Origin of the sequence: Streptomyces albiaxialis (genome assembly GCF_039530985.1) — a bacterium.
GTDB classification, from domain to species: domain Bacteria; phylum Actinomycetota; class Actinomycetes; order Streptomycetales; family Streptomycetaceae; genus Streptomyces; species Streptomyces albiaxialis.
Map to the genome: position 1 here is coordinate 346,853 of NZ_BAAAPE010000001.1, position 25,077 is coordinate 371,929.

Sequence of the window (25,077 nt, forward strand, 5' to 3'; positions counted from 1 at the left end):
CACGTAGAACCACCGTCATGGACACAGGCATCGACGCAGGCATTGACGCACGCATCGACAGACGTGACGTGCTCAGGTTCTCCGCGGTGGCGGGGGCCGCCACCGCGCTTACGCTTCCTGCCATGAGCTTCGCCCACGCCGAGGAGGGCCCCGGCCCCGAGGGCTCTTCGCGGACGGTCCGCGGGCATCTGCCCACCGGGGCTCCCGACTTCGTGTACCTCCCCGTCGAGGTCCCCTCCGGCATCCGCGAGATCGCCGTCTCGTACCGGTACGACAAGCCGCAGGTCCCCTCCGGCACCCCCGGCAACGCGCTCGACATCGGTGTGTTCGACGAGCGCGGCACCGGGCTCGGCGGGCGCGGGTTCCGGGGGTGGTCGGGCGGGTTCCGGGACTCGTTCGCGATCAGCGCGGAGAAGGCCACGCCGGGGTATCTGGCCGGTCCCGTACGGGCGGGGACGTGGCATGTCGTCCTCGGGCCCTACACGGTCGCGCCGCAGGGCATGGACTACGAGGTGACCGTCACGCTGAGGGAGGGGGATTCCGGGGAGACGCCGCGCCCCGTGTATCCGCCCGAGCGCGCGAAGGGACGCGGAAGAGCCTGGTACCGAGGTGACTGCCATCTCCACACGGTCCACTCGGACGGCGCCCGTACGCCCGGGGAGGTCGCCGCGGCCGCGCGGAAGGCCGGGCTCGACTTCGTCACGACCACCGAGCACAACACGACCTCCGGGCATGCCGCCTGGGAGGGGCTGTGGGGCGATGACCTGCTGATTCTCTGCGGCGAGGAGATCACGACGCGCAACGGGCACTGGCTGGCGCTCGGCACGGATCCGGGCACGTTCCTGGACTGGCGTTACCGGGCGCGCGACGACGCGTATCCGCGCTTCGCGCGCGCCGTGCACCGCGCCGGCGGACTCGTCGTCCCCGCGCATCCGAACTGCCCGTTCGTGGGATGCCAGTGGAAGTTCGGGTACGAGCACGCCGACGCCGTCGAGGTGTGGAACGGCCCCTGGACCGCCGACGACGAACTCGCCCTCGCCGCCTGGGACAACCTCCTCGTCGCCCAGGACGACTGGCTGCCCGCGATGGGCAACAGCGACGCGCACCGCGAGCCGCAGGTCGTCGGCCTGCCGCAGACGGTCGTGCACGCGGACGGCCTCAACCGCCGCGACCTGCTGCGCGGCATCCGCGCGGGGCGCTCGTACCTCGCCGAGTCCTCGGCGCTCTCCCTCGGCCTCACCGCGACGGGCCCGCGCGGCGCCCACGCCACGATCGGCGGCACGCTCCGTACGGACGACGAGGCCGAGGTCACCGTCACGCTGACCGTGAAGGGCGCGCCCGAGGGCGCCACCCTCCATCTGGTCACCGACGAGGGCACGATGCGCACCGCCCCGGCCGCCTCCGGGCCCCTGGCCTGGAAGACGACCGCGTCCCTCGCGACCTACGTGCGCGCAGAGGTCCGCCGCCCCGCGAAGGAGGGCTCGGGGCTGCCGGGCGCGATGGCGGCCATGAGCAATCCGGTGTGGCTGGAGAGCCGTTAGGGCCGGTAGGGCCGACGGGCCGGTGAGGCGCTATCGCTCGCCGTTCCGGCGCTCCTCGCCGACGAGGCGTACGCACACGGCGAGGCCCTCGACCGCCTGCTCCAGCTCCTCCAGGGAGGGGTAGCTGGGCGCGAGCCGGATGGTGGCGTCGCGGGGGTCGTTCCCGTACGGGTGGGTCGCGCCGGCCGGGGTCAGGACGATCCCGGCCTCGGCGGCCCGCCGTACGACCTCCTTGGCGCAGCCCTCCGGCACGTCGAGGGTGACGAAGTAGCCGCCCTTGGGCGAGGTCCACGCCGCCAGGCCGGTGCCGCCCAGCTCGGCCTCCAGGATGCGGGCCACGGCGTCGAACTTGGGCTGGAGGAGGGCGCGCTGGCGCTCCATGTGCGCCCGTACGCCCTCCTCGTCGCGGAGGAACATCGCGTGCCGCAACTGGTTGACCTTGTCGGGGCCGATCGACCGCTTGGCGTTCTTCGCGAGCAGCCAGTCGAGGTTGGCCTCGGAGGCGCCGAAGAAGGCGACGCCGGAGCCGGCCGTGGTGATCTTCGAGGTGGAGCCGAAGACGAGGGCCCGGTCCGGGTTCCCGGCCGCCGCGCAGGCGGCGAGCAGGTCGGCGATCTCGACGGGCTCGTCGGTGAGGTGGTGCACGGCGTACGCGTTGTCCCAGAAGATCCGGAAGTCGGGTGCCGCCGTGGGCATGGCCGCGAGCCGCGCGGTCGTCTCGTCGCTGAAGCAGACGCCGCTGGGGTTGCTGTACTTCGGGACGCACCAGATGCCCTTGACGGCCGGGTCGGCGGCGGCGAGCCGCTCGACCTCGTCCATGTCGGGCCCGTCGTCCGTCATCGGCACGGGGATCATCTCGATCCCGAACCGCTCGCAGAGGAAGAAGTGCCGGTCGTATCCGGGCACCGGGCAGAGGAAGGCGATCCGTTCCTGGTCGGCCCACCGGGACTCCGCGCCGGGCACCACGCCGAGCAGCGCGTGCACCAGGCAGTCGTGCATCAGCTCCAGGCTGGAGTTGCCCGCCGCGAGGAGCTGGTCCGCCGGGACCTGGAGCGGCCCCGCGAAGATCTCCCGCAGCTCGCGCAGCCCGCGCAGATTGCCGTAGTTGCGCACGTCGGAGCCGTCGGCCGCCCGGTAGCGCCCGGTGCCGGGGAGCGCGAGCAGCGCGTCGGAGAGGCCGAGCTGCTCGGGCGCGGGCTTGCCCCGGGTGAGGTCGAGGGAGAGGCCCCGCGCCACCAGTTCCCCGTACGCCTTCCGGGCCCGCTCAAGGGCCCCGGTGCTCGCCTCGATGGTCATGTGCATCCCCTCACGGCCGCTGCTGGTGCCCGCCGAGGTTACAAAGCAGGGCAGGAGCGACGCTCAGGCTTCAGCCGCCGCCAGTCGGCGCAGGGCCGTCTCCGTCGGGGAGCCGGGGTCGGCGGTGTACGTGCAGAGGGTCTGGGTGTCGTCCGTGGCGAGGCGGAAGGTCTCGTACGCGACGTCCAGGTCACCGGCCTCCGGGTGGCGGATGAGCTTGCGGCCCGACATCGTCTCGCGCACCTCCTGGTCCTCCCACAGGGCACGGAACTCGGCGCTCTCCGCGAGGAGTTCGGCCACGACGCCCTTGACGCGGGGGTGACAGGGGTGCCGTCCGGCCTCGGAGCGGAGGGCGGCGGCGGTCTCGGCGGCAACGCGGTCCCAGTCGGGGTGCAGGGCGCGGCTGCCGGGGTGGAGGAAGACGAGCAGCGCGGCGTTGCGCCGCTCCGGGGGCAGCGCGGCCACGTCGAAGGCGAGACGGGCGCCGAGCGGGTTCCAGGCGAGGTAGTCGAGGCCGGGACCGACGACGAAGGCGGGCACGGCCTCGCCCATCGCGTCGAGCAACCGCTGGATCTCGGGGCGTACGACGGGCGCCGTGCCCGGCTGCGTTCCCGGCGGGGCGGCCATGTTGCGCAGATACGCGCGCTCGTCGTCGTTCAGCCGCAGCGCACGGGCCACGGCGTCGAGCACGGAACCGGAGATGCCCTGGGCACGGCCCTGCTCGATACGGATGTAGTAGTCGACGCTGATCCCGGCGAGCTGCGCGACCTCCTCGCGGCGCAGCCCCGGGACGCGCCGGGGGTTGGGGGCCGGGGGCAGGCCCACGGCCCCGGGGTCGAGCGCGGCGCGGCGGGACCGGAGGAACGCGGCGATCCCCATCGTCTCCTGGACGCGTGCGCGCTCGCTGTGCCGCGTCCTGTCCTGCGTCGTCATACGGCCCAGTATCCGTCGGACGGCAGGCCGGTACCGAGGTGTGCCCCGGGGCGTATCCCGGGTGGTACTGGCGGACCCAGGTTGAGCCTGATCTGGTCCGGCGCCGGGAGGGGGCGCAGGGTTCCCGTACGACACCTCGGAACGTGAGCAGAAGGAACCCCATGCGCCACACCACCCTCGGCGGCACCGGCATCTCCGTCAGCGACCACGGCCTCGGCGCGATGATGTTCGGCACCGGCAACACCGACCACGACGACTGCGTACGGATCATCCACCGCGCCCTCGACGCGGGGATCAACCTCGTGGACACGGCCGACGTCTACGAGCAGGGCGTCAGCGAGGAGATCGTCGGCAAGGCACTGCGCGGCGCCCGCCGCGATGACGTCGTCCTCGCGACCAAGGGCCATATGCAGATGGGCGAGGACCACACCCACCAGGGCAACTCCCGCCGCTGGCTGACCCGCGCGCTGGACGACAGCCTGCGCCGCCTCGGCACCGACCACGTCGACCTCTACCAGCTCCACCGGCCCGACCCGCACACGGACATCGACGAGACGCTGGCGGCGCTCACCGACTTCGTGCGGGCCGGGAAGATCCGCGCGTTCGGCACCTCGACGTTCCCCGCCGAGCAGCTCGTCGAGGCCCAGTGGGCGGCGGACCGGCGCGGCCATCTGCGCCCGCGCAGCGAGCAGGCGCCGTACTCGATGCTCGCGCGGGGCGTGGAGGGGGCGGTGCTGCCGACGGCGCGGAAGTACGACGTGGGCGTGCTCGTGTGGGGTCCGCTCTCGGCGGGCTGGCTGTCGGGGCGTATCCGTTCGGCGGCGGACATCGATCTGTCCCAGGGGCGGACGGCGATCGAGGCCCACAAGTTCGACCCGGCCCGTCCGGGGAACGCGCGCAAGCTCGACGCCGTCCGGGAGCTGGCGAAGCTCGCGGAGGAGGCGGGACTGCCGCTGCCGCACCTGGCAACGGCCTTCGTCCGCGCACACCCCGCCGTCTCGTCGGTACTGATCGGCCCGCGCACCATGGAGCATCTGGAGTCCCTGCTGACGGGCGCGGACGTCACGCTCCCGGCCGACGTGCTCGACCGGATCGACGAGATCGTTCCGCCGGGCACCGACCTGAACAGCGACGACTTCTACTACACGCCGCCCGCCCTGGAGGACCCCGCCCTGCGGCGCCGCTGAGGGTCGGGCGGCCCGGACAGGCGGCACAGGTCACACAGGCCGTACGGGACCCGGTGCCGTACGGCCCGTACGGGACGCGTACGGCACTTCCTTCCGGCCCGGCGCCGACCGGACCGGCGGGCTCACCAGGCCAGTGGCCTCGACGTCCTGCCGGACTCGGCGTCGATCTCGTCGTGCGCCTTGGTGAGCAGCCGCATCGCCATCTCGTTCAGCGCGCGGGCGGCCGCCACCTCCTCACCGACCCTCGGCTGGTTGGGGTCGACGGGGTGCCGCTTGGCGAATCCATGGGTACGGACCTCGCTGCCATCCGGCAGCCGGACAAGTGCGACGGCACGCGTGCGCTGGGAGTCCTCCTCGAACTCCATCTCGACATGCCATCCGACGACGGTCTCCATCATCGCTATCACCTCTCCCTCCAGGGTGCTCCTGTCGCGCCGGGTACGCACACACGCCCACACACGCCGGGGGCCACTGTCAGTGGCCGCGTCTAGCGTGGCGTCATGACTGGGACCGCGGGTGAGCTGAGGATCGTCGAGCTGCGGCAGTACACGCTGCGGCCGGGCCGGAGGGACGAGCTGATCGGGCTGTTCGAGCGCGAGTTCGTGGAGTCGCAGGAGGAGGCCGGGATTCGGCTGCTGGGCCTGTTCAGGGACCTGGAGCGGCCCGACAGGTTCGTCTGGCTGCGCGGCTTCCCGGACATGGAGGCCCGCGCGGAGTCCCTGGCGGCGTTCTACGAGCGCCATGAGGCCTGGAAGCGCCACGGTCCCGCAGCCAACGCGACCATGATTGATTCGGACGACGTCCTCCTGCTGCGCCCAGTGACGGGCGATCTCGCCCGCGAAGGGGCCCGCCCCTCCGGGGACGGGGAAGGGGACGGGGACGGCGTCATAGGCCTGACGGTGAACGGTTTCCGGGACGCGGAGGAACTCGACACCCACGTCCGCGCGTTCACCCCGCGCACCGGCGCCCCGCGCACCGGCACCCCGCCGCTGGCGACCCTCCGCACCGAGCCCGCGGCGAACTCGTATCCGCGCCTCCCCGTCCGCGAGGGCGAGCACGTCTTCGTCCGCCTGGCCCGGTATCCCGACGAGGCCGCCTGCCGGGCCCACGGCCCGACGCTCGTCCTGGCTCCCACGGCGCGCTCGGCGCTGCGCTGAGGACGGCCCAACTCCCCGTGTCCCACTGATCGTTGGTGCACCTCGAATGATCTTCCGGAGGGTTCCGGGAATCGCTGGAGGGCCTCGCTCTACGCGTGTCACGATCACCGCCATGCGTACTCAGAAGGCCGCGGCGGCGGCATGCCTGGTCGCCGCCGCGGCGCTGCTCGTGGCAGGGTGCTCCGGCGGCGGCGGCAAGAAGAAGTCCTCCGGCGCCGGGGACACGACGGTCGGGAACGGAGCCGACCAGACCGCCACCGTCGAGGTCCGGATCACCGGCGACTCCCCCGCCAGCGTCTACATCCCCGGTGTCCTGGGCGAGCGCGGGGCGAGCAGCAAGGATCTCGACCTGGAGCACCTCAAGACGCCCTGGTCGAAGAAGTTCGAGGCCGTGAAGGGCGACATGGTCAACATGCAGGCGGCCTCGGAGGACCCGAAGGCACGCATCTCCTGCCAGGTCCTCGTCGACGGCAAGGTGAAGAAGCAGAAGACGGAGAGGGAGAAGGAAGGCAGCACCCTCGTCTCGCACTGCTACACCACGGTCTGACGGAAGGACGCCCCGACGGGCGGTCCTTCGAACGGCCGGGCGGACAGCCGGGCGGACGGCGCGGCAGCGCCGCGGGACGCCGCCGCCGGGAGCACGCCGTGGAGGCGGCCTCCCGGCCCGGCGCGGGCGAGCCAGTCCCTGCTCAGTGGGGGGCTCGGACTGGCATCCGCTCGCCCTTCCGGCCCCCGCCCCCAGCCGTCACCGCGTACTGACCGTCTCCGTGTCCCGGCCCGAGCGCAGCACCGTGCCCGGCACGGCACCGGTGACCACGTCGTCACGGAGCGTCTCGACGCCGTTGACCCAGACGGCCACCACGCCGATCGCCTTGGAGTCCAGCCGGGGGCTGTCCCCGGGCAGGTCGTGGACGAGCGTGGCCTGGCCCGCGTCGATCCGTTCGGGGTCGAAGAGGACCAGGTCGGCGTGGAAGCCCTCCTGGAGGCGGCCGCGCCCGCGCAGCCCGAAGAGCCGGGCCGGGTCTTCGGTGAGCATCTTCACGGCCCGTTCGAGCCCCATGAGCTTGCGCCCGCGCAGGCAGTCGCCGAGGAACCGCGTGGTGTACGGGGCCCCGCACATCCGGTCCAGGTGCGCGCCCGCGTCGGAGCCGCCGAGCATGACGTCCTCGTGCTCCCACGTCTCGCGGCGCAGGTCCCAGCTCGCCGGGTCGTTGTCGGTCGGCATGGGCCACAGGACCGTGCGCAGTTCGTCGTTGGCGCAGATCTCCACCAGGCACGCGAAGGGGTCCTGGCCGCGTTCGGCCGCGATGTCCCGTACGACGCGTCCCGTGAGGCCCTTGTTGGCCTCGGAGTAGGTGTCGCCGATGACGTACCGGTCGAACTTCGCCAGCCGCCGGAAGACCCCGGCCTCCTTGCTGTCGGCGCGGCGCAGCATCTCGGCGCGGACGTCCGGGTCCCGGAGCCGGGCGATCCGTTCGGGTACGGGCAGGGCGAGGATCTCGCCCCAGCCGGGGATGAGGTTGAGCGCGCAGAACGTGCCCAGGGACATGTTCATCGGGGTGAGGATCGGCATGGTCAGGGCGACGATCCGGCCGCCCTCCTTGCGGGCGCGCTCGCTCGGCACGAGCTGGCGCGGCACGCGTTCGGGCACGGCGGCGTCGATGGTCAGCACGTTCCAGTTGAGCGGGCGTCCCGCGGCGGCGGACATCTGGACGAAGAGGTCGATCTCCTCGTCGGTGAACTGGTCGAGGCATCCGGCGACGATCGCTTCGAGCTGGGTGCCCTCGTGTTCGGCCACGGCCCGGGAGAGGGCCAGCAGTTCCGCGGGGCGGGCGTGGCGCGAGGCGACGGGCTTGCCGTCGCCGTCGGAGTGCGTGGAGGACTGGGTGGTGGACAGCCCCCACGCGCCCGCGTCCATGGCCTCGTGGAAGAGCCGCAGCATCTCCTCCATCTGCGCCTCGTCGGGCTGTCCGCCGACCGCGTCGGGCCCCATGACGTGGCGCCGCAGGGCGCAGTGGCCGACCATGAATCCCGCGTTGACGGCGGTGCGGCCCTCCAGCGCGTCGAGGTAGTCGCCGAAGGAGTGCCAGTTCCAGGGCGCGCCCTCTTCGAGCGCGACGAGGGACATGCCCTCGACCTTGGACATCATCCGCCGCGTGTAGTCGGCGTCCTCGGGCCTGTCCGGGTGCAGTGGCGCGAGAGTGAAGCCGCAGTTGCCGCCGGCGACGGTGGTGACGCCGTGGTTCATCGACGGGGTGGCGTACGGGTCCCAGAAGAGCTGTGCGTCGTAGTGCGTGTGGGGATCGACGAAGCCCGGTGCGAGCACGAGGCCGGTCGCGTCCTCGCGGTGCCGCGCCTCCTCCCGGATCTCCCCGGGTCCGGCGATGAGCGCGATCCGCCCGTCGCGGATCCCGACGTCGGCGACGTACGAGGGCTCTCCGGTGCCGTCCACGACCGTCGCGTTCTGGATGAGGTGGTCGAGCATGACTTCCTGCAACTCCCTTCTCGGCCTTCCCGGCTCCCTTCCCGGCCGGTCCGCTCAGCTCCGGGCGGCGTCCCGGAACCGGGTGGTGCGGTGCACCGGGTCCGTGTCGATCTGGGGGATGACGTGTTCGCCGATCAGCTTGATCGTGTTCATCGTGTCCTCGTACGGGACCCCGACGGGCAGGCCGAAGGAGAGCTGGTCGGCGCCGGCCTGCTCCCAGCGCTTGCACTGCTGGAGGACCTCTTCGGGGTTGCCGCAGATCATCAGCTCCTCGGCGATCAGCAGGTCGACGACCTCCTCGGTGTAGTCCGGGATCAGCTCGGGCCACTCGGGGATGCCCTCGGGCCGGGGGAAGGTGTCGTGGTAGCGGAAGAGCAGCGACTGGAGGTAGTTCAGCCCGGCGTTCACGGCGATCCGGCGGGCCTTCTCGGTGGTCTCGGCGCATATCGCGGTCGAGGTCACCATGACGTTGTCGTTGACGTAGTCGCCGATGGGCTCGGCGTCCTTGACCGCGCCCTTGTAGGACTCGACGACCCACTCCATGTCGGAGACCTTCTGCACGCTGAAGCCGAGGACCCCGAGCCCCTTCTTCGCCGCCATCGCGTACGAGGAGGGCGAGCCCGCCGCGTACCACATCGCCGGGTGCGAACCCCCGTACGGCTTGGGGAGGATCTTGCGTGGGGGCAACGACCAGTGCTTGCCCTGAAACCCCTGGTACTCCTCCTGGAGCCACATCTTGGGGAACTCGGCGATGGTCTCTTCCCAGATCTCCTTGGTGTGGTTCATGTCGGTGATGCCCGGCAGGAACCCGAGGATCTCGTGCGAGCCCGCGCCGCGCCCGCTGCCGAACTCGAAGCGGCCGCCGGACAGGTGGTCCAGCATGGCGACCTTCTCGGCGACCTTCACCGGGTGGTTCACGGTGGGCAGCGGGTTGAAGATCCCGGAGCCGAGGTGGATGCGCTCCGTGGCGTGCGCGAGGTAGCCGAGGAAGACGTCGTTCGCGGACAGGTGCGAGTACTCCTCCAGGAAGTGGTGCTCGGAGGCCCAGGCGTACTTGAAGCCGGACTTGTCCGCCTGGATGACGTACTCGGTCTCCTCGACCAGTGCGTGGTGCTCGGCCTGCGGGTCGGCCTGCGCCCGCGAGGCGGGCACGTATCCCTGAACAAAGAGCCCGAATTCCACGGCGGTTCACTCCTCCGGCGAGCCTGCGGTTGGTGATCTGTTCATTTTCTGACGCCCCGTCAGATGCGATGGCACCACGACTCTGGCACCGAGGGGTGGGAGCGTCAATAGCTGACGAGCCGTCAGACCGACCGGCTGGCGTCCGTCAGAACACGGACACCCCGGCCAGCCACCCGCCGTCGATGACCACGGGCTGCCCGGTGATGTACGAGGAGTCCTCGCCGGTCAGGAACAGCGCGAGCCGCGCCACCTCCTCCGGCCGCCCGATCCGGGCCTGCGGCACGACCTTGGCGTAGAGCGCGTCCAGCGCGTCGTCCGTGCCGTCGCCGACGCCGAAGGAGCCCGGGGGTCTGGCCATGGGGGTGTCGATGGCGCCGGGGCACACCACGTTGACCCGTATCCCCTTGCCCGCCAGCTCCAGGGCCGCGACCCGGGTCATGCCGAGTATCGCGGCCTTCGTCGCCGCGTACGAGGTCAGGAAGGCCATGCCGGAGAGCGCCGCGTACGAGGCGACGTTCACGATCGTGCCGCCCCCGGCCGCCTCCATCTCCGCGACGACCGCCTTCATGCCCAGGAAGCAGCCGACCTGGTTGACCTCCACCACCTCCCGGTACTCCTCCACGGACGTGTCCGCCAGCTCCCGGAAGCGCAGGATCCCCGCGTTGTTCACGAGCCCGTCCAGGCGCCCGAACCGCTCTCTGGCCAGGGCCACGGCCGCGGCCCAGTCCTCTTCCCGGCGCACATCGAGCGGTACGTACGCGGCGCGTTCCCCGATCTCCCCGGCCACGGCCTCGCCCCGCTCGTCCAGCACGTCGCCGAGCACGACACTGGCGCCCTCCTCCGCGAAGAGCCGGGCCTCCTGCTCGCCCTGGCCCCGCGCGGCCCCGCTGATGATCACGACCCGGCCGTCGAGCTTGCCCATGCCTGTTCCCTTCTTCTAGAGGAGGGGGGCGACCTCGTCCCCGAACGCGGCCATCTGGTCCGTCAGTTCGCTCACGGAACGGCTCCGGAAGCGCACCTGGATCTGCTGGACGCCCATGGCCGCGTACGCCCTGAGCGACTCGGCGATCCGTTCCGGTTTCCCGGAGAGGGTGCGGCGGCCCACGTGCCAGCCGGGCTCGCCGACGTACAGCGGCTCGGCGATGGCGCCGATCACGGGCGGCTCCTCCACCCCGGCCTGGGCGCGCAGCGCCCGCAGCCGCGCGATCTGGGCCGGGAGCGCCTCGCGCGGGTCCCCCTGCGGCAGCCACCCGTCGCCCCGTACGGCCGCCCGCCGCACGGCCGCGCGGGACGAGCCGCCGACCCAGACCGGCACGCGCGGCGTCTGGGCGGGGCGGGGTCGCTGGCCGAGGTCGCGGAAGGAGAACCGTTCCCCCTCCCAGACCGGGAACTCCTCCTCGCCGAGCGCCGCCTTCAGCGCGTCGATCGTCTCGTCGAGGACGCCGCCGCGCCCGTCGAAGTCCGCGCCCAGCGCCGCGAACTCCTCCTCCACGTGCCCGGCGCCGACGCCCAGGATGAGCCGCCCGCCGGAGAGGTGGTCGAGCGTGGCGTACTGCTTGGCGGTCGCGAGCGGGTGCCGCAGCCCCACCACGGCGACATGGGAGAGCAGGCACACCCGTTCGGTCGCCGCCGCGAGGTAGGCGAGCGTCGCGACGGGGTCGTACCAGACCGTCGACATCGCGCTCGCCAGGCGCCGCGGGATGGCGACGTGCTCGCAGCAGGCGACGTACGCGAAGCCGTGCCGCTCGGCCGCGCGGGCGACCGCCAGCAGCTCGGCCGGGCCCGCCCCGGCCTCCCACGGTTCGGCGTAGAGAGCGCTCTGCGATTGAACGGGCAACTGGATGCCGTATACAAGTCGGCCAGATTCCACGGTGAACGGGGCAGCGAACGGAGCCACGGCCGTCCCCTCCCCCTCAGCTCGTCGCGCCGCTCGGCGGGCCGCTCCCCGGGCCGCCCGGCGCGTCCGCCCACAGGCCTTCCGGGGTCAGCCCGAGCAGGTCGATCGCGTTGCCGCGCACGATCCGTTCGACCACGTCCGGGTCCAGGTGCCCCATCTGCGCCTCGCCGACCTCCTTGGACTTGGGCCAGGTCGAGTCCGAGTGCGGGTAGTCCGTCTCGTAGAGCACGTTGGGCACGCCGATCGCGTCGACGTTGCGCAGCCCGAAGGCGTCGTCGAAGAAGCATCCGTAGACGTGCCGGGCGAACAGCTCGGACGGCGGCTTGAGCACCTTGTCGGCGATGCCGCCCCAGCCCCTGTTCTCCTCCCACACCACGTCGGCGCGCTCCAGAATGTACGGGATCCACCCGATCTGCCCCTCCGCGTACATGATCCGCAGGCCGGGGAAGCGGTCGAACTTGCCGCTCATCAGCCAGTCGACCATCGAGAAGCAGCAGTTCGCGAAGGTCAGCGTCGACCCCACGGCCGGCGGCGCGTCGGCCGAGGTGGAGGGCATCTTGCTGGAGGAGCCGATGTGCATGGCGATGACCGTGCCGGTCTCGTCGCAGGCGCGCAGGAAGGGGTCCCAGTCGTCCCCGTGGACCGAGGGCAGCCCGAGCCGGGGCGGTATCTCGGAGAAGCAGACGGCCCGCACGCCGCGCGCGGCGTTCCTGCGCACTTCCTCGGCCGCGAGTTCCGCGTCCCACAGCGGCACGATGGCAAGCGGAATCAGCCGCCCGTGCGCGTCCGGGCCGCACCACTCCTCGACCATCCAGTCGTTGTACGCGCGCACGCACAGCAGGCCCAGTTCGCGGTCCTTGGCCTCGGTGAAGGTCTGTCCGCAGAAGCGCGGGAATGTCGGGAAGCACAGAGCCGACTGGACGTGATTGACGTCCATGTCCGAGAGGCGCTCCCGCACATCGTACGAGCCCGGACGCATCCGCTCGTAGGTGATGGCCTCCAGCTTCACCTCGTCCCTGTCGTAGCCAACAGCCGTATCGAGCCTGGTCAGGGGCCGGTGCAGATCCTCGTACACCCACCAGTCGGCAATCGGGCCCTCGTCCCCCGCGGCGCCCATCTTCGGCGCGAACTTCCCGCCCACGAAGGTCATCTCCTTCAGCGGGGCACGCACGATACGGGGGCCTATGTCCTGGTATTTCGACGGGAGCCGGTCCCGCCAGACGTGGGGCGGCTCCACCGTGTGGTCGTCCACCGAAATGATCTTGGGGAAGGTCTCCATGCCGACCACCGTAGCGCCGATCTGACGATCCGTCAGCTAGCGTGCGATGGGCGATAGGAGCAAAGAGCAGGGGTTTGCGAAGGCTTGGCAAGGGTTGGCAGAGAGGCTGGTACCCGAGCTGACGTAATTGCCAGGGACAAGGCAGACTGGCCCCTGCGGCAATGGAGCGCGGATTCGCAGGGGGCACCATGGGCGCCGAGGACCTCAGAGGACCCGAACCGGAGCAGCGGGACACCCAGCTCCGCTTTGCGGTGCTCGGTCCCGTACGCGCATGGCGCGGGGACCGGGCCCTCAGCATGGGATCACCGCAGCAGCGCGCGCTGCTCGCGGCCCTGCTGCTGCGCGCCGGGCGCACCGCGACGGCCGAGGAGCTGATCGACGCGATCTGGGGCGAGGAGCCCCCCGAGCAGGCCAAGGCCGCCCTGCGTACGTACGCCTCCCGCATCCGCAAGTCCCTCGGCGCCGACGCCGACCTCCTCGTCAGCGAGTCCGGCGGATACGCGATACGGACGGGCGGCGAAGCCGTCCTCGACATGGACACCGCCCAGGACCTGGCGACCCACGCCGAGAAGGCCGCGAGCTGCGGCGACCACCTGCGCGCCCGCGACCTCTACAACAACGCCCTCGCGGAATGGGACGGCGAGCCCCTCGCCCACGTCCCCGGGCCCTACGCGGACACGCACCGCACGCGCCTGGAGGAATGGCGCCTCGGCCTCCTCGAACACCGCCTCGACCTCGACCTCCAGGTCGGCTGCCACGCGGAGGCCGTCAGCGAGCTGACGGCCCTCACGGCGGCCCATCCCCTCCGCGAACGCCTCCGCGAACTCCTGATGCTGGCCCTCTACCGCAGCGGCCGCCAGGCGGAAGCGCTTGCCGTCTACGCCGACACGCGAAGGTTGCTCGCCGACGAACTCGGCGTCGACCCCCGCACGGAGCTGTCCGAGCTCCAGCAGCGCATCCTGGAGGCGGACGAGGAGCTGACGTACCAGACGGACGCCGCCTCCGACACCTCCACGGTCACCGTCACCCGCCCCGCCCAGCTCCCCGCCACGGTCGCCGACTTCACTGGCCGCGCGTCCTTCGTCAGCGAACTCAGCGACCAGCTCGCGGAGGCCGACGGCACGGTCATGGCGGTCTCCGCTGTCGCGGGGATCGGGGGTGTGGGCAAGACGACCCTCGCCATCCACGTCGCCCACGGCGCGGCGGACCGCTTCCCGGACGGCCAGCTCTACGTGGACCTCCAGGGAGCGGGGTCCTCCCCCGCCGACCCCGAGGCCGTCCTCGGCTCGTTCCTGCGCGCCCTGGGCGCCCCGGACTCCACGATTCCGGACGGCGTCGAGGACCGCGCGGCCCTCTTCCGTTCCCTCCTGGCGGGCCGCCGCATCCTGGCCCTCCTCGACAACGCCCGCGACGCGGCCCAGGTCCGCCCCCTCCTGCCCGGCACGGCGGGCTGCGCGGCCCTCGTGACGAGCCGCGTCCGCATGGTGGATCTCGCGGGCGCCCACCTCGTCGACCTGGACGTCATGAGCCCCGACGAGGCGATGGCCCTCTTCACCCGCATCGTCGGCGAGGAGCGGGTGGGCGCCGAACGCGAGGCCGCGATGGACGTCGTCGCCGCCTGCGGCTTCCTTCCCCTCGCCATCCGCATCGCCGCCGCCCGCCTGGCGTCCCGCCGCACCTGGACCGTCTCGGTCCTCGCCTCCAAACTCGCCGACGAACGCCGCCGCCTCGACGAACTCCAGGCCGGCGACCAGGCCGTCAAGGCCACCTTCGAACTCGGCTACGGCCAACTCGACCCGGAGCAGGCACGGGCGTTCCGCCTGCTGGGGCTGATCGAGGGGCCTGACGTCTCTCTCCATGCCGCGGCAGCCGTTCTCGATCGCGCTCCGGACGACGCCGAGGAAATCCTGGAGTCCCTTGTGGACACGTCTCTCCTGGAATCGGCCGCACCAGGGCGCTATCGATTCCACGACCTGGTCCGCCTCTTTGCACGCGTGTGTGCGGAGCGCGATGAACAGCCGCCAAGCGTCCGGGAGGCAGCGCTGTCGCGTCTGCTGGACTTCTACCTGGCGACGGCACGGAATGTGCGTGCTTTGGAGCGTTCCGGCGAACGTCTGGCGGACCACCTGGAATCAACGGACACCGAGGGAATGCATTTCTCGGACCAGGGTGCCGCCCTCGACTGGCTCTTCGCCGAGTCCGCCTGCTTCCTCGCCTGCGCCAGGCAACTGGCCTCGGGAAGTACACTGCGCAGGGCGGTCGATCTTCTGCTGGCGACGAACGGACTCGCTGAATCCGGAGTCAACAGCCGTCAGTACGAGCTGATAGCCGAGACCATGAAGGAAGCTTCGCAAGCGGCAGAAAACCCCTATGCCGAAGCGCGCGCCCGGACCATGCTCACCAGCCTCCACCTCGCCGTCGGCCGATTCGACGAGGCGAACGAAGAAGCTCGCCTGGCCGGCATACTCGGAAGCTCGCTCAACGATCCCATCTCATCGTCGTACGCCCTGAACGACCAAGGGATCGTCGCGAATTATCAAGGGCGGCACGCAGAGGCTGAGAGGTTCCTCAGCCGGGCACTCGAAGCCTTCCGCTCCTATGACAACGAGATTGCCGAAACCAGCGCGCTCTGCAACCTCTCTCGTTCCAACACGGAGCTGGGACGTCTGGACACCGCGATCTCACTCGCCGAGCAGGCGCTGACCATCCACGACCGTCTGGACGTCTCCTTCCGCCGCGCCAACGTGCTCTACGCGCTGGGGATCGCACTCGTGCAGGCCTCACGCCTCGCTGAAGCCGAGGGGCACTTCCGCAATGCCCTCGACATCTTCAAGTTGAGTCGCCAGCGCATGTGGGAAGGCATGGCGCACTTCCGTCTCGCCGAAGTGAGCCTCGCCGCTGGCCGTCCTGCCGAGGCGGCCGCGCTCGCTGAGCAGTCCTTGGCCATCCTCCGCACCATCGGAGGGCCCTGGCGCCGGGCCAACGCCCTGACGCTCCTGGGCCGGGCCCTCGAGGCCATCGGACAGCACCGCCGGGCACAAGCGTGCTGGCGGGAGGCCCTCGCACGGTACGAGGAAATCGGAGCCGGCGAGGCTCACGAGGTGCGCGAGCTGCTCACACCGACCACGGCGTAACAAGTCCGTACGCTCCGGAACCGTCTCGCATGATTCGTTCATCGTTCGTTTATCGAGAGCCGCCATGCTCGTTGATGTCGATCCGGCGCGTCGGGGGGCAGGCGGATCGACTGGGGGAACAGGCCGCTGCCCCGTCATGGTGAGCGGCCCTGACAAGCCCGTCCGGCGGCCCACGGGGGAGCCGCTGGGCGGGCACCGACCAACCGCACGGCCCGAGTACAGGAGAAGCCACCATGAGCACTCATGAGGAAAAGCCCGTTCGCAAGAAGGGCAAGATCACTACTGAGGACAACCACCAGACGATCAATCCGGTCAAGACCGAGAACGAGGAAGCTCCGCAGCCTGGTACTGATGACAACCACCAGACCACCAGCCCCGCGAACTAGGTCCTGATTGCCACGGGGGAACAGCCGGGCCGCTGTCGACGACACAGAGGGGGAGTCGTCGACGGCGGCCCGACATCTGCGCCCTCTGCCACCAGCAAGTGCTCTGTTCCGCTGGTCCGGACATCACGACGGAACAACCCTTCTTACTCTGCTCCAGCCGCCGGGCGCTGCCTTCCCACACCTGACATGACGACTTACCGTAGCTATCAACTCACGAATAGCAGTCCCCAGAGAAGGAGTTGCTGTGTCCGGCCTGAAGAGAATCGCCGCGATCTGTGCCCTCGCCTTCGGCCTGAGCATCATGAGCGGCGTCGCCAGCCCCGCTATCGCTGACAACGTACAAACGCTCGCGCCATCCCAGCAGGCGCACGATGCTGCACACATGGACAAGCCAGCGCGCTGATCCTTCTCCGAGCCCCCGGTCGGGAGCTCCGACCGGGGCGAACGGCCAGCAATGCCTGGCCTTGCCTTCTCAGCTTGCTCCACCGTCACCGCTGGGCCAATAGCGCCGCCACTTCGGCGGCTTCCCTCGCTTCTTCCTTTTCGAAGATCTCCAGTGCCTCGCGCCACCGCGCGACCGCCTCGTCCCTCCGGCCGAGCGCGTCGTACGCGCGCCCCAGGACGACCAGGACGGTGCCCCGGCGCCATTCGCCGCCGATGGCGCGGAGTTCGAGCGCCAGCTCGGCATGCTCGGCGGCCTCCTCCGGGCGGCCCGCGAGCAGATGGGCCTCGGCCATACGAAATGAGGTCACCCCCTCCCACAAGGGCTGCCGGCTCTCCCGGAAGGAGGCCTGTGCCCGCCCCAGTTCGGCGAGCCCCTCACTCGTACGGCCGGACTGAGCGAGGGCGTGTCCCAGCGTGTAACGGGCGTTGCCCATACGGAACGTGCTGCCCATGTCACGGTAGATCGCGAGGCCCTGTTCGGCGAGGGACACCGCGCTGTCGTAGTGCCCCAGCGCGACACGGGTGCGCGAGAGATTGCACAGGGCGCTCGCCTCGGAGGGGCGGTTGCCGTCTCTCCGGAAGGCGTCGATGGCCTGCCCCAGGTGGGCCTCGGACTCCTCGTACCGCTCGCTGTAGTACGTGAGGATCCCCAGGTCGTTCTCCGCGGACGCCCGCGCGAGCGCGTCATCGGCGGCCTCCCCGAGCCGAGCGGCCTCCCTAGCCTCCTCCTCGGCCCGGGAGAAACTCCCCGTGACGCTGAAGAAGTGCGTCAGCATCATGCGGGCACGGGCCTCGGCCCGCGCGTCCCCGGCACGTTGCGCCGCCTCGCGCACGGACAGCGCGCACCGCTCGAAGCGGGCCGCGCAGTCGCCCCTGTCGGCGAGCTGCTTCACCACGATCAGCAGGTCGGCCGCGAGCCCCGGCCGTTCCGAGGCGGCGAGCTGGGCCGCACATGCCAGCAGACAGCCGGACTCGGCGACGAACCAGTCGATCGCCGACTCCCTGTCACCGAACTCCAGGCCGTCCTGCCCCGCCGGTTCCAGATGGTCGACCGTACGGTCGCCGGGGTGTTCCCTCACGAAGGCCCGCACCCCCGTCGCCAGATAGAACCGGGCCAGCCGTAGCAGCGCCCCCTCCTCGCGCCCCGCCTTCCCCCGCGCGAACAACCGCACCAGGTCGTGGAACCGATAGCGCCCCGGCGCCACCGACTCCACCATCGACGTATCGACCAGGGACTCCAGCACATCCTCCGCGTCGAACGGCGAACGGCCCAGCAAGGCCGCGGCCGCCGCCAGCGAGATGTCCGGCCCGTCCACCACCCCCAGCAACCGGAACGCCCGCGCCTGCTCCGCCTCCAACTGGCCGTAGCCCAGCTCGAAGGTGGCCACCACGCCCTGGTCGCCCACCCGCAGTTCGTCCAGGCGGCGCCGTTCGTCCGCGAGCTTTGAGGCCAGCAAGGCGACGGTCCAGCTCCGGCGGGCCGCCAGCCGCGAGGCCGCGATGCGGATCGCCAGCGGCAGGAACCCGCAGGCGGCGGCCACCTCCCGCGCAGCCGTACGCTCCGGCCCGAGGCGCCCCTCCCCCACCACCCCGGCGAAAAGGGCCAGCGCTTCCTCCTCCCCCATCACCTCCAGGTCGACCAGATGGGCCCCGGCGAGGTCGGTCAGGCGTGCGCGGCTGGTGAGGAGCGCCGTGCATCCCTCCGCGCCGGGAAGGAGGGGCCGTATCTGCGCCGCGTCCCGCGCGTTGTCCAGCACCACCAGGACGCGCCGGTCGGAGAGGAGCGAACGGTACAGGGCCGCACGTTCCTCCGTACCGTCCGGAATGGCGGGTTCGGGCACGCCGAGTGCCCGTATGAACGACGCCAGGACGCCCTCCGGGTCCGCCGCGGACGGGGCCGCGCCGTGCAGGTCGGCGTAGAGCTGACCGTCCGGGAACTCACCGCGCACCGCGTGCGCGACATGCAGGGCCAGCGTGGTCTTGCCGACCCCGCCGATGCCCGCCACGGCGACGACCGACGACGCCCCCGTCACGACCCGTTCGCGCAGCTCCGCGGCGAGGGACGCGCGCCCGGTGAAGTCACCCACGCCGCTGGGGAGCTGGGCGGGCCGTACATCCGCCACGGGCAGCGGATACGGCACGGCCGTCCCCTGGCCTCCACTCCCACCCCCGAACTGGACGGTCCCGACATGGACCGTGCCCACGTTCACCGTCTCCGCCGAGACCGTCCCCACGTGAGCGGTCTCCGTGTTCACCGTCCCGGCACGCGCCTGCTCCTGCCTCCGCTGCCCGTCCTCCGACCGCAGGACGCGCCGTTGCAGATCGGCCAGCTCGGGCGACGGGTCCACGCCCAGCTCCTCGACGAGGGCACGGCGTACATCCGCGTAGTACGCGAGCGCGTCCGCGCGCCGCCCGCTGCGGTACAGCGCGAGGATGTACTGCCCCGCCACCCGTTCGTCCAGAGGATGTGCCGCGGCCCGCGCCGCCAGCTCCGTCAGCAGCTCCGCGTGCCGGCCCAGGCGCAGCTTGCGGTCGGTGAGGTCCAGCTCCGCGGCGCGACGGGCGTTCGCGAGGGTCGTCCGCAGATCGTTCAGCCAGGGGCCGTCCTCTCCCGCGAACGCCTCGCCCCGCCACAGCGCGAGCGCGTCCTCCAGCAGGCCGACGGCCGTACGGTCGTCCTCGCCCCGCGCACGCCCGGACAGTTCGGAGAACCGGTGCAGGTCCACGGCCGCCGGGTCGGCGGTCAGCACATAGCCGCCCGCGCGGCGCGCCAGGCCCGCGTCCCCGGCGGCGGGGACCAGCGCGTGCCGCAGCCGCGACAGATACGAGTGCAGGGTCCCGCGCGCCCGCTGCGGCGCGACCCCGCCCCAGACCCGCTCCACGAGCTGGTCGACGGTCACGACCCGGTTCACGTCCACGAGCAACGCCACCAGCACGAGACGCTGCCGCGCGTGCCCGATGTCCAAGCGGCTTCCTTCCGCGCGTACCTCGATGTTCCCGAGGAGCCGGAACTCGACCCCGCGCGTCCCTTTCCGCTGGTCCGCCTCCGGCCGTCCCGTCACGGGCTCTCACGCCCGTCCAGGAGGGCCGAGACCTCGGCCGTTTCCTTCGCCCCCCGCTCCTCGAAGATCCGGAGCGCGTCCCGCCAGCAGTCGCGGGCCCGTTCCGGCTCTCCCAGGACGTGCAGGCCGCGCCCGAGCGCTGTGAGGGTCCTGGCGCGCATCCACTCGCCGCCGACGGCACGCAGAGTCAGTGCCTGTTCCGCGTGGTGGACGGCGTCCAGCGGACGGTCGGCCGCGAGCAGCGTCTCCGCCATGCGGGCGTGCGTCGTTCCTTCCCAGAGCTGCTGCTGCGTCTCACGGAAGAGGTCGAGGGAGACCGCGAACTCCTCCAGCGCCTCGTCGAACCGTCCGGCCTGCGTCAGCGCTCGTGCCAGGACGTTGCGCGCGTTGGCCACGCGCATCCGGTGCCCCAGGTCCAAGTAGATGCGGAGCCCGCGTCGCGCGAGGTCGATCGCGCTCTCGGTGCGGCCCTGGGCGACATGGACGTGGGCCAGGTTGCAGTACGCGCTCGCCTCGCTCGGCCGGTTCCCGTCCGCGCGGAACGCCTCGACGGCCAGGAGGTGGTACTCCTCGGCGAGGTCGAACCGCCCCTGCACATTGCCGACCAGGGACCGGGTGTGCAGGGCGTAGCTTCTCGCGAGCGTGTCATCGCACTCCTCGGCCAGCGGAAGCGCCTCCCGTGCGCTCCGGTCCGACTGGTCGAACCTGCCGGACAGGAACTGGACATGCGACAGCATGATCAGAGCCCGCGCCTCCGCCGAAGCGTCCCCGCTGTCGCGTGCCGCATCCCGTACGGCGTGGGCCGCCCTCTCGAACTGTGCCGAGTGGGCCCCGGAGTCCCCCAGGTCCTTCGCCGCGAACAAGAGGTCGGCGGCAAGACGGAACCGATCGGTACCGGCCGCCTGGAGGACGGCTGCCAGCACGCAGTCGGCCTCTTCGAAGAGCCACGCCAGCGCGCTGTCCCGGCCCTGGAACGTGAGGCCTTCGCACGGCGCCCTCATCAAGTGGTCGACGGTCCGCTCCCCGGGCCTCTCGATGGCGAACACCGTAGAGACCGTCGCCAGATAGAAGTCCAGGAGCCTTTCAACGGCCGCGTCCCGCTCCGTCCGCGACTGTTCGTCGCGCTCGGCCCGGCTCCGGGCGAAGAGCCTCACGAGGTCGTGGAAGCGGTAGCGGCCGGGCGTCATGGATTCCAGCAGGGAGACGTCGACGAGCGACTCGATGACGTCCTCGGTCGCGTACGGGTCACGGCCCAGCAAGGCCGCGGCCGCCGCCAGCGAGATGTCCGGCCCGTCCACCACCCCCAGCAACCGGAACGCCCGCGCCTGCTCCGCCTCCAACTGGCCGTAGCCCAGCTCGAAGGTGGCCGTCACCTGCAGGTCGCCCACCCGCAGTTCGTCCAGGCGGCGGCGTTCGTCCGCGAGGCGGGCCGCCAGGCCGGAGACCGTCCAGTTCTTCCGTACGGCCATACGGGAGGCGGCGATACGGATCGCCAGAGGGAGGTATCCGCACGCGGCCACCACCTCCTCCGCGCGGGCAGGCTCCCCGGCCACCCGGGGCTCCCCTACGACCCGGGTGAAGAGGGCGAGAGCCTCCTGTGGGCCCATGACGTCCAGGTCGACGTGGTGGGCCGCCGTGAGGTCTCCCATCTGGGCCCGGCTGGTCACGAGGGCCGTGCCTCCCGCTCCCGGCAGCAGGGGACGCACTTGGGCCGCGTCCCGCGCGTTGTCCAGGAGGACGAGGAGAGGCCGTCCCGCCGACAGGGAGCGGTAGAGCGCGGCCCGTTCCTCCACGCCGTCGGGGACGGCTGATTCCGTCACGCCCAGGGAGCGGAGGAACGTGCCGAGTACGGCCTCGGGGGCGGCGGGTGCGGCGGAGCCGCCGTGCAGGTCGACGTAGAGCTGTCCGTCGGGAAAGGCCTCGCCCGCCGCGTGGGCGACATGCAGGGCCAGCGTCGTCTTGCCGACCCCGCCGATCCCGGCCACGGCGATCACCGGGACGCCCGACGTCAGGCGGTCGGTCAGGTCCTCCGCCAGGGCCGCCCGGCCGGTGAAGTCCGGGACGGTGGCCGGAAGTTGCGCCGGGCGGATCGCGGGCGCGGCGGGCTCCGATACGGACAGGTGCGCCACATGCACCGTGTCCACGCGCAAGGTGGACACCCGCACGTCCCCCGAGGCCGATTCGAGGCCGCTCGTCGGCGCCTCGTCGGCACGCAGGATCCGCTGCTGCAACGCGGCCAGTTCCGGGCTGGGGTCCACGCCCAGCTCCTCCGCGAGCGTCCGCCGGACCCTCTGCAGATGGGCGAGGGCGTCCGCCCTGCGGCCGCTGCGGAAGAGGGCCAGTACGTACTGTCCGGCCAGCCGTTCGTCCAGTGGATGCGCGGTCGTACGTAACGCGAGGTCCGTCAGGAGGGCGGCATGGTGGCCGAGCCGGAGACGGGCGTCGGTGAGGTCGAGTTCAGCCGTACGGCGCTCGTGGGTGAGGCTGTCGCGGAGGGTGGCCAGCCAGGGCGTGTCCAGGCCCGCGAAGGGCTCCTCGCCCCGCCACAGGCCCAGCGCCTCCTCCAGGAGCGAGGCCGCACGGGTGTCGTCCGTCCCTCTCTCCCTCGCACACGCCAGGAGATGGCGGAAACGGTGCAGGTCCACGGTGAGCGGATCGACGTCCAGGACGTAGCCGCCCGAACGGCGCGTGAGCGGGGAGGCCCCGGTGCCGACGGGGGCCAGCGCGTTCCTGAGCCGGGAGAGGTACGAATGCAGGGTCCCCCTGGCACGCTGCGGCGCGTCCTCTCCCCAGACGCGCGAGACCAACTGGTCGACCGTCACGACGCGTCCGGCGTCGGCCAGCAAGGCCACGAGCACGACACGCTGCCGCGCATGCCCGATCTCGACGGCACGGCCTTCGGTACGGCCCTCGATACGGTCCCCCGCGCGTACTTCCACGTCGCCGAGAAGCCGGAACTCCGCTCTCATTTCCCCCCAGAAAATCCGCGGTCCCCCCACCCTCTCTCCCCACCCCCTGTCTAACCCGCCCCAGCAGCGGATTCAAGACACCCACAAGAGTCCTCCACGGGCGACGGGGCAACGTGTTCCCCGTCGCCTCGCACAGTGTCCGGACAGACGGTGCGGGGCGACGCCACGAGCCACGTACGGCGCACGGGGGGGCGGAGGCGGAGACGGAGGCGGAGGCGTTCCGATGGGGAGGATGACCCTCGCGGTCTACCGGATCGACCCCGCCACCGGCGAGAGACGCATGCTGCGGTTCTGGGCGTGCGACGACTCGTACCGGCCGAAGCTCTCCGCCTGGGCGAGCAGATGGCCACCGTGCAAGTGCGCTCGTTGCCGGCTGGAGGCGGCACAGCGCGATGCCGGACGGGACAGGACGTCCGGCGGAGCGCCGGGCGAGGGCACCCCTTAGGCACAGGGGCCTCTCTCCTTCCATGCGCCGCTGTCCGGCCGACGGGCGTGGGGCGGGCCCGCGGCGGCGGGTCGGCCCCACGCGGCCCTGGCTTCACGGCTCCGGCCCCGGCCGCGTGACCGTGACGCCAGGGCCCGGCTCGGACACCGCCCCCGGCCCGTCCGAGCCGGCCAGGGGGTGCCCCTGGGCCGGTCCGGGAGCCGCACCCGGACCGGCCCGGGCAGGCACGGAAGAGTGAACGGAACGGCCCGTCCTTCGGAGCTGGTGCCTCAGAGGGCGCCCAGGTCTGCCGCGTTCCACCGTTCCGGCCGCATACGGAAGGTCACCAGCGCCTCCAGCTCGGACGCCGCGACGTACGCGTCGACCTTGTCGTCCGGCATGTAGCGCGCGGACATCTCGCGCAGCTCCGCCTCCGTGGTCGCGGTGGCGGCGGTGACGGGGCCCTCCACGGACACGTAACGGATCGTGGGATCCACCCGCTCGGCCAGGAGCGAGAAGCGGTCCGCGCGCTCGATGAGCGTGGCCTTGCGGGAGTCGCGCCCGGTGAGCACCCACAGGTCATCACCGGGCTCGTACTGGTACCAGATCGGCACGGCGAGGGGGCCGCGCCCCTCCCCCGCGTCCACGGCGAGGGCGCCGATGTGCGGCTCGGCGAGGAACTTCTCGCGCTCTTCACGGCTCAATGGCATGCGGACTCCTCATCCTCCGTGCGGGCCTACGTGCGGCCCTCCGTACGGCCCTACGTGCGACCCTCCGTACGGGCCTCCGTACGGACCCCGCGGCAAGGGCGCCGCACATGACGCGCGCGTACGAGTGGACCTGTCGTCTCCCGCAACCTCCCCGGCGTGTGTCGAATTCCGGGCCGCCGCTCCGACGTCACCGTGACAGCGGAGGGACATACGGATGCAGCGGAACGAAAGGTGTGTGACGGACATGTTGCTGCGGGACAAGGTAGCGGTGGTGTACGGGGCGAGCGGGCCCGTCGGAGGCGCGGCGGCGCGCGCGTTCGCCCGGGAGGGTGCGCGGGTCTTCCTGGCCGGGCGCGAGAAGGCCCGGCTCGACAAGGACGCGGGGCTGGCCGCGACCGGCGAGACCGCGTCGGTCGACGCGCACGACGAGGAGGCCGTGAACGCCTACGTGGACGGCATCGTCGCCCGTACGGGCCGGCTGGACATCTCCTTCAACGCGACGGGCTACGGCGACGTCCAGCAGCCCCTGACGGAGATCGCGCTGGAGGACTTCCTCCAGCCCATCGCCAACGCCATGCGGACGCAGTTCCTGACGACCAGGGCGGCCGCCCGCCACATGGCGGAACGGCGCTCCGGCGTGGTCCTCGCGTTCGGCGGCGGAGGCACTCAGACCCTCCCCGGGCTCGGCGGGTTCAAGATCGCCCTGGACGCCCTGGAGGGCCTGCGCCGCCAGTGGGCCTGCGAACTGGGCGCCCAGGGCATCCGCGTCGTCACCCTCAAGTCGGGAGGCGTGCCCGAGGGGATTCCGGCGGACTTCCCCGGGCGCGCGGAGATCGAGGCGGAGCTGGTCGGAACGACGCTCCTGGGCCGCCCCGCGACCCTGGAGGACGTCGGCGACGTCGCGGCCTTCGTCGCCTCGGACCACGCCCGCACTCTCACGTCGACGGACGTGAACATCTCCTGCGGGGCCATCGTGGACTGACCCCGCACT

Annotated in this window: 20 protein-coding genes; 9 read left to right on the forward strand and 11 right to left on the reverse strand. The window is 71.6% G+C overall.

Annotated elements, in window-relative coordinates:
- Positions 1-53: 53 nt before the first annotated feature.
- Positions 54-1,541, forward strand: coding sequence for a CehA/McbA family metallohydrolase (locus ABD343_RS01575; RefSeq protein WP_486387844.1), 1,488 nt, complete (start codon positions 54-56; stop codon positions 1,539-1,541).
- A gap of 30 nt (positions 1,542-1,571) precedes the next feature.
- Here the strand turns inward: ABD343_RS01575 and ABD343_RS01580 are convergent, their stop codons facing one another.
- Entirely contained in the window at positions 1,572-2,837 is a 1,266-nt protein-coding gene (locus ABD343_RS01580) for an aspartate aminotransferase type Ic (RefSeq protein ID WP_344523133.1), read from the reverse strand.
- A 63-nt stretch (positions 2,838-2,900) separates the two neighbouring features.
- Positions 2,901-3,770 (reverse strand): helix-turn-helix domain-containing protein, encoded by an 870-nt coding sequence (locus tag ABD343_RS01585; RefSeq protein WP_344523135.1) that lies wholly within the window; start codon positions 3,768-3,770, stop codon positions 2,901-2,903.
- Positions 3,771-3,931: 161 nt separating this feature from the next.
- Here ABD343_RS01585 and ABD343_RS01590 point away from each other — a divergent pair, with 161 nt between their 5' ends.
- Positions 3,932-4,957, forward strand: coding sequence for an aldo/keto reductase (locus tag ABD343_RS01590; RefSeq protein WP_344523137.1), 1,026 nt, complete (start codon positions 3,932-3,934; stop codon positions 4,955-4,957).
- 122 nt (positions 4,958-5,079) lie between these two features.
- Here the strand turns inward: ABD343_RS01590 and ABD343_RS01595 are convergent, their stop codons facing one another.
- Positions 5,080-5,355, reverse strand: coding sequence for a DUF1876 domain-containing protein (locus tag ABD343_RS01595; RefSeq protein WP_344523139.1), 276 nt, complete (start codon positions 5,353-5,355; stop codon positions 5,080-5,082).
- A gap of 102 nt (positions 5,356-5,457) precedes the next feature.
- Here ABD343_RS01595 and ABD343_RS01600 point away from each other — a divergent pair, with 102 nt between their 5' ends.
- Positions 5,458-6,114, forward strand: a complete 657-nt coding sequence (locus ABD343_RS01600) for an NIPSNAP family protein (protein WP_344523141.1) — start codon at positions 5,458-5,460, stop codon at positions 6,112-6,114.
- 112 nt (positions 6,115-6,226) lie between these two features.
- Entirely contained in the window at positions 6,227-6,661 is a 435-nt protein-coding gene (locus tag ABD343_RS01605) for a hypothetical protein (protein WP_344523143.1), read from the forward strand.
- A gap of 198 nt (positions 6,662-6,859) precedes the next feature.
- On the opposite strand, the gene ABD343_RS01610 is transcribed toward ABD343_RS01605, so the two are convergent.
- The 5 genes from ABD343_RS01610 to ABD343_RS01630 all read right to left on the reverse strand — a co-directional run bounded on the left by ABD343_RS01610 (position 6,860) and on the right by ABD343_RS01630 (position 12,957).
- On the reverse strand, positions 6,860-8,599 hold the full coding sequence (locus tag ABD343_RS01610) for an N-acyl-D-amino-acid deacylase family protein (RefSeq protein WP_344523145.1): 1,740 nt from the start codon (positions 8,597-8,599) through the stop codon (positions 6,860-6,862).
- 54 nt (positions 8,600-8,653) lie between these two features.
- Positions 8,654-9,781 (reverse strand): LLM class flavin-dependent oxidoreductase, encoded by a 1,128-nt coding sequence (locus ABD343_RS01615; RefSeq protein WP_344523147.1) that lies wholly within the window; start codon positions 9,779-9,781, stop codon positions 8,654-8,656.
- 145 nt (positions 9,782-9,926) lie between these two features.
- Positions 9,927-10,703 carry an SDR family NAD(P)-dependent oxidoreductase gene (locus ABD343_RS01620; RefSeq protein ID WP_344523149.1) on the reverse strand — a complete coding sequence of 259 codons (777 nt, stop codon included), beginning with the start codon at positions 10,701-10,703 and terminating at the stop codon, positions 9,927-9,929.
- A gap of 15 nt (positions 10,704-10,718) precedes the next feature.
- Entirely contained in the window at positions 10,719-11,624 is a 906-nt protein-coding gene (locus ABD343_RS01625) for a TIGR03619 family F420-dependent LLM class oxidoreductase (RefSeq protein WP_344524328.1), read from the reverse strand.
- A 70-nt stretch (positions 11,625-11,694) separates the two neighbouring features.
- Positions 11,695-12,957 (reverse strand): amidohydrolase family protein, encoded by a 1,263-nt coding sequence (locus ABD343_RS01630; RefSeq protein WP_425578076.1) that lies wholly within the window; start codon positions 12,955-12,957, stop codon positions 11,695-11,697.
- A 188-nt stretch (positions 12,958-13,145) separates the two neighbouring features.
- Between ABD343_RS01630 and afsR the strand changes: the two genes are divergently transcribed.
- The 3 genes from afsR (at position 13,146) to ABD343_RS01645 (ending at position 16,880) form a co-directional block, all read left to right on the forward strand.
- Positions 13,146-16,091 carry an SARP-family global regulator AfsR gene (gene afsR, locus ABD343_RS01635; protein ID WP_344523153.1) on the forward strand — a complete coding sequence of 982 codons (2,946 nt, stop codon included), beginning with the start codon at positions 13,146-13,148 and terminating at the stop codon, positions 16,089-16,091.
- Between the two features lie 233 nt (positions 16,092-16,324).
- Complete coding sequence (locus ABD343_RS01640; RefSeq protein ID WP_344523155.1) at positions 16,325-16,477, forward strand: hypothetical protein; 153 nt, start codon at positions 16,325-16,327, stop codon at positions 16,475-16,477.
- A gap of 244 nt (positions 16,478-16,721) precedes the next feature.
- On the forward strand, positions 16,722-16,880 hold the full coding sequence (locus ABD343_RS01645; protein ID WP_344523157.1) for a DUF4179 domain-containing protein: 159 nt from the start codon (positions 16,722-16,724) through the stop codon (positions 16,878-16,880).
- Positions 16,881-16,965: 85 nt separating this feature from the next.
- Here ABD343_RS01645 and ABD343_RS01650 read toward each other — a convergent pair whose 3' ends face one another.
- Positions 16,966-19,887, reverse strand: a complete 2,922-nt coding sequence (locus ABD343_RS01650; protein WP_344523159.1) for an AfsR/SARP family transcriptional regulator — start codon at positions 19,885-19,887, stop codon at positions 16,966-16,968.
- Between the two features lie 92 nt (positions 19,888-19,979).
- Positions 19,980-22,952, reverse strand: a complete 2,973-nt coding sequence (locus ABD343_RS01655) for an AfsR/SARP family transcriptional regulator (protein WP_344523160.1) — start codon at positions 22,950-22,952, stop codon at positions 19,980-19,982.
- A 223-nt stretch (positions 22,953-23,175) separates the two neighbouring features.
- Here ABD343_RS01655 and ABD343_RS01660 point away from each other — a divergent pair, with 223 nt between their 5' ends.
- A complete protein-coding gene (locus tag ABD343_RS01660) occupies positions 23,176-23,397 on the forward strand; it encodes a hypothetical protein (RefSeq protein WP_344523161.1) in 222 nt (73 codons plus the stop codon).
- A gap of 269 nt (positions 23,398-23,666) precedes the next feature.
- Here the strand turns inward: ABD343_RS01660 and ABD343_RS01665 are convergent, their stop codons facing one another.
- The gene (locus ABD343_RS01665) at positions 23,667-24,086 is read right to left on the reverse strand and encodes a pyridoxamine 5'-phosphate oxidase family protein (RefSeq protein ID WP_344523162.1); all 420 of its coding nucleotides are present in this window, start codon (positions 24,084-24,086) and stop codon (positions 23,667-23,669) included.
- Positions 24,087-24,330: 244 nt separating this feature from the next.
- On the opposite strand from ABD343_RS01665, the gene ABD343_RS01670 reads away from it, so the two are divergent.
- Positions 24,331-25,068 (forward strand): SDR family NAD(P)-dependent oxidoreductase, encoded by a 738-nt coding sequence (locus ABD343_RS01670; protein ID WP_344524330.1) that lies wholly within the window; start codon positions 24,331-24,333, stop codon positions 25,066-25,068.
- Positions 25,069-25,077 lie beyond the last annotated feature (9 nt).